This is a genomic window from Bacillota bacterium (assembly GCA_040754675.1).
GTDB lineage: Bacteria > Bacillota > Limnochordia > Limnochordales > Geochordaceae > Geochorda.
Genome location: JBFMCJ010000346.1, coordinates 1 through 4458 on the forward strand (window position 1 = coordinate 1; position 4458 = coordinate 4458).

Here is a 4458-nt window from a genome sequence, read left to right on the forward strand (position 1 = left end):
AGGGAGACGGCCTGCCGCGTCCTGTCCAGGACGCCGGCCCGCTCCCATGGCCGGGCGCAGCAGGCGAGCGCGCAGCCCATCGCCTCGAGCCCTTGGCCATGCCACCGGGCAGGGCCTGCCGATAGCACCGCAATGTCCGCCCCGGTCACGGCGACCCCCGCGCTCAGCCAATCGAAGAGCGCCCGGCGCAGAGGGTTCGTCCAGGCAGCAACACTGTCCCACTCCAGCCGGCCGGCCGAGAACGTCAGTATCTGGTCGCGGTTGGCGTGATGGATCTGAACCCGCCGGTCGGGGCGCGCCCGCGCCAGGACGGTTACGCCGCCCGGCGCCGCCACGGCCAGGTCCTGGGTGATCCACAGCAGCACCGGCAGGCTCACCAGCCTCAGTTCGCCGCGGGACGAACCCCAGTGCGCCGCGAGCTGCCGGAACAGCACCCGCACCCGGCGGTCGAGCGGCCACAGGGGGACCTCCTCCCACCTGGTGCTGCCAGGGGCCTGCTGCATAAACATGCCCTCGTCCTCAGCCGGCGCCACCCCGCCGGGGTGCGGACCGGCTGCGGGATCCGGGGGGACCGCCGCGCCCGGATCGGCCCGCGGTGGGCGCCTGCGGCGCCACCCGCGCCACCAGCGCTTGCCGCTGTGGGCATCACCCATCGTGGCCCTCCTGCCAGGAGGCGCTCCCGTCTTCTCCCACCAGGCGGCTGAAGAGCCGCCGCAGGTAAGGGCCGGCGCCTTCCGACGCGCAGCTTGCGCGGGCAAGGCGCGCGACCACTGCATTATAGCCGGCCGACGCCAGGGCTCCCAGGATCTCCCCGCGCATCACCTCGTCCGAGGACGGATACAGCTCGACCAGCCGCGCCACACCCCTCTGCCCTCCGAGCCGCACCACCGGCCCGACGACGCTGAGCCGCACCTCTTCGCAGGGGTCGTCCAGGAGGGCCAGAAGGCGCTCGGCGAGCACTTCCCGCACCCTTCCGTTGCCCCCGTGACACGCGTACCACCGGTCTGCGCTCTCCGCGGCCAGTGCCCGCAGCTCCGGAACCGGATCCAGCATCGCCGCCGCCAGAAGGCCCACGGCCCACGGCCGGCAGACCCCCGAAAGGGCCATGAGGGTCAGCCCCCGCACGTTGAGGTCAGGGTCCCGAACGAGCCGGCCCGACAGTTCGGCGTCCTGCGCCATGAGGTGGATGAGAGCCTCAGGCACGCCGTCCCACCCCTCACAGAGCCTGGCACCTGCAGCCTTCACCAACAGGCGAACGACGATTCGTAAGCGCCCGTCCGTTCCCCACCCCGGCTCGGCGGTCCTGTCAGCGAACTCAAAGACCTCCTGGGCGGCGTCCGTCAAGGCATGGTGCCCTCCCTTCGGTGGCTCCGAAGTAACCGGTTTTTCAGACAAATTGTGAAGCCGGTCGCATTCGGGCCATTAACAAGACGGCCGCCCGGGAGTATTCCTCCCCGGCGACCGTGCTCTGTCTGGGACCCCTGTCCTGGGTTCGACGGCCCCGGACCCAACCCCTTTGGGGCCTCAATCCCGCAGGGCCTTGGGACCCTCCGGGCCGTCACCCGGCGCGAGCCTGGCGCTTCTCCAGTTCCTGTGCGTCAATGACGGCAATTGCCGCAATATTCACGATATCGTCCACGTCGTCGCCCCGCTGCACAACGTGCACGGCGCGCTCCGTGCCCACCAACACCGGTCCGATGGCCTCCGCTCCGCCGAGCCTGGCCAGGAGCTTGTACGCCACGTTGGCCGCCTCCAGGTCCGGGAAGACCAGGACGTTGGCGCCGCCAAACGGGGTGAGCCTGGAGAACGGGTAGTCTTCCTGGAGGATCTCCGGAACCACCGCCGTGTCGGCCTGCATCTCGCCGTCCACGATGAGGTCGGGCCGGCGGCTCTGCACCAGTTCCACCGCCCGGCGCACCTTGTCCGACAGCGGGTGCCGGGTGGAGCCGAAGTTGGAGAACGACAGCATCGCGACGTGCGGCTCGATCCCGAGAGCGCTGGCGCGTTCCGCCGTGAGGATCGCGATCTCGGCGAGATCCTCCGCCGTGGGATCGATGTTCACCGTCGCGTCCGTGAAGAAGTAGACCTGGTTCTTCACGATCATGATGTAGCACCCGGCCACGTTGCGGACGCCCTCCAGCGGCTTGATGACCTGGAGCGCCGGCCGTAGCACGTCGGGATAGTGGTAGGTGAGCCCCGCCACGAAGGCGTCGGCGTCGCCCACCTCCACCATCACCGCCCCGAAGTAGTTGGGCTGGCGGACGAGCTTGAGCGCCTCCCGCAGGGTCACGCCGCGGCGCTGCCGGAGCTCGTAGAGGCGCTTGGCGTACGCTTCGAGGCGCGGATGTTCGGCCGGCCAGACCACCTCGATACCGTTTCGCCGCAAGCCGAGCTGCTCCATGCGCGCCGCCACCTCAGGCTCCCGGCCCACCAGGATGGGCCTGGCGATGCCCTCGTCCCTCAGGATGGCAGCAGCCCGCATGATCTTGGTCTCCTCGCCCTCGGAGAAGACGACCCGCTTCGGGTCCCGGGATGCCTTGACCAGGATGCTGCGCCGCAGCTCCCAGGCCTTGCCCATGCGCTGGACCAGCCGCTGCCGGTACTCCTCGATGTCGATGGTCACCCGCGCCACGCCGCTGTCCATGGCGGCCTTCGCCACCGCCGGCGCCACCCACGTGAGCACCCGGGGATCGAGGGGCTTGGGGATCAGGTACTCCGGCCCGAAGTGGAGCGAATCAAGCCCGTACGCCCGCAGCACCGAGTCGGGCACGTCCTGCTTGGCCAGCTCCGCCAGCGCCCGGCACGCGGCGATCTTCATCTCGTCGTTGATGGCACGGGCTCGCACGTCCAGGGCGCCCCGGAAGATGAACGGGAAGCCCAGCACGTTGTTGACCTGGTTGGGATAGTCGGACCGCCCGGTGGCCACGATGACGTCGGGCCGGGCCGCCTTTGCCTCGTCGTAGGGGATCTCGGGGTCGGGGTTGGCCAGGGCGAAGACGATGGGCCGGTCGGCCATGGACTGGACCATCTCCCGGCTCACCACGTTGGCCACCGAGAGCCCAAGGAACACGTCGGCGCCCTCCATGGCCTCGGCCAGCGTCGTCCTGGACGTACGCCGGGCGAAGCGCGCCTTGTAGGGGTTCATGCCCTCGGTGCGGCCTTCGTGGATAACCCCCTTGGAGTCGCACATCAGGATGTTCTCCCGCCGGACGCCCAGCAGAATCCAGAACTCGCCGCACGCGACCCCCGATGCGCCGGCCCCGTTGATGACCACCTTGATGTCCGAGATGGACTTTTCGACCAGCTCCAGGGCGTTGAGCAGCGCCGCGCCGGAGATGATGGCCGTGCCGTGCTGGTCGTCGTGGAAGACCGGGATGCTCATGATCTCCTTGAGTCGTTCCTCGATGTAGAAGCACTCCGGCGCCTTGATGTCCTCCAGGTTGATCCCGCCGAAGGTGGGCTCCAGCGCCTTGACGACGCGCACGACCTCGTCGGGGTCGGTTACGTCGATCTCCAGGTCGAAGACGTCGACGTCGGCAAAGCGCTTGAACAACACGCCCTTGCCCTCCATGACCGGCTTGCCGGCCAGGGCGCCGACGTCGCCAAGCCCAAGGACGGCGGTACCGTTGGAAATGACGGCTACCAGGTTACCCCTCGCGGTGTAGCGGAAGGCGTCTTCCGGGTTGCGGGCGATGGCCCGCACCGGCTCGGCGACGCCAGGCGTGTACGCCAGGGAAAGGTCCTTCTGGGTGATGCACGGCTTGGTGACGACCACCTCGATCTTGCCGGGGCGTCCTCTCTCGTGATAACTGAGGGCCTCTTCGGCCGTGACTTTCGGCATCACTCTCCCACCCTTCGTCCCTTCTAGAACCCGCACACCCACGACTGCATGCCGCGCGCTGCGCGCTATATACAGGCGCTGCTCTCCACACTTTCTCTCCCGCGCGGCCACCTCCTGGCATCCGGCGCCGAGACGGGACGATTTGCAGGAGCTTTCGCACCGCCGCCCGGTGTGCTAGACTCCACCCTGCTGGGCTTGTCTGGGGTTCATCAGGACAGGGTTCGGGAGAGCATGGCAGGACAAACGCGCACACATGGCTCGACGCTGGCCGCGGCTGCCGCGGCGGCGTTCGCCTACATCCTGATGGGAATCGAGCTGGGAGGTTTCGGCCCGGCCATCAGCGAGTGGATGCGGGATTTCCGCGTGGGGCCGGCCACCATCGGCTCCGTCTTCACGGCGTCGTCGCTCGGTTCCGTCGGCGCGACCCTGCTCTACCCGCGAGCCGTGCAGCGGTGGGGTCTCCGCCGGGTGCTCGCGGTGGGGGCTGCCCGGTTCGGTGCCGGCCTGGCCCTGGCGGCGGCCGCACCCGGGCCGGGGTGGCTCCTCGCCGGCTTCGGGGTGGCAGGGATGGGGTTTGCGGCACTGGATTCCGGTGTCAACCACCTGTATGTGCTGAT

At 69.1% G+C, this 4458-nt stretch carries 4 protein-coding genes; 1 reads left to right on the forward strand and 3 read right to left on the reverse strand.

Going from position 1 to position 4458, the window contains the following annotated elements:
- The 3 genes from AB1609_16475 to AB1609_16485 all read right to left on the reverse strand — a co-directional run.
- Nucleotides 1–653: hypothetical protein (locus AB1609_16475; GenBank protein MEW6048044.1), on the reverse strand; the 653-nt coding region annotated here is incomplete at its 3' end.
- A complete protein-coding gene (locus AB1609_16480) occupies nucleotides 646–1344 on the reverse strand; it encodes a hypothetical protein (protein ID MEW6048045.1) in 699 nt (232 codons plus the stop codon). The genes AB1609_16480 and AB1609_16475, both read right to left, overlap by 8 nt.
- 214 nt (nucleotides 1345–1558) lie before the next feature.
- A complete protein-coding gene (locus tag AB1609_16485; GenBank protein ID MEW6048046.1) occupies nucleotides 1559–3841 on the reverse strand; it encodes an NADP-dependent malic enzyme in 2283 nt (760 codons plus the stop codon).
- Between the two features lie 231 nt (nucleotides 3842–4072).
- Here AB1609_16485 and AB1609_16490 point away from each other — a divergent pair.
- Nucleotides 4073–4458: MFS transporter (locus AB1609_16490; GenBank protein ID MEW6048047.1), on the forward strand; the 386-nt coding region annotated here is incomplete at its 3' end.

Excerpts from the sequence above, each read along its gene's own strand:
- AB1609_16485 (MEW6048046.1), bottom strand. The coding sequence starts at position 3,841 with ATGCCGAAAGTCACGGCCGAAGAGGCCCTCAGTTATCACGAGAGAGGA.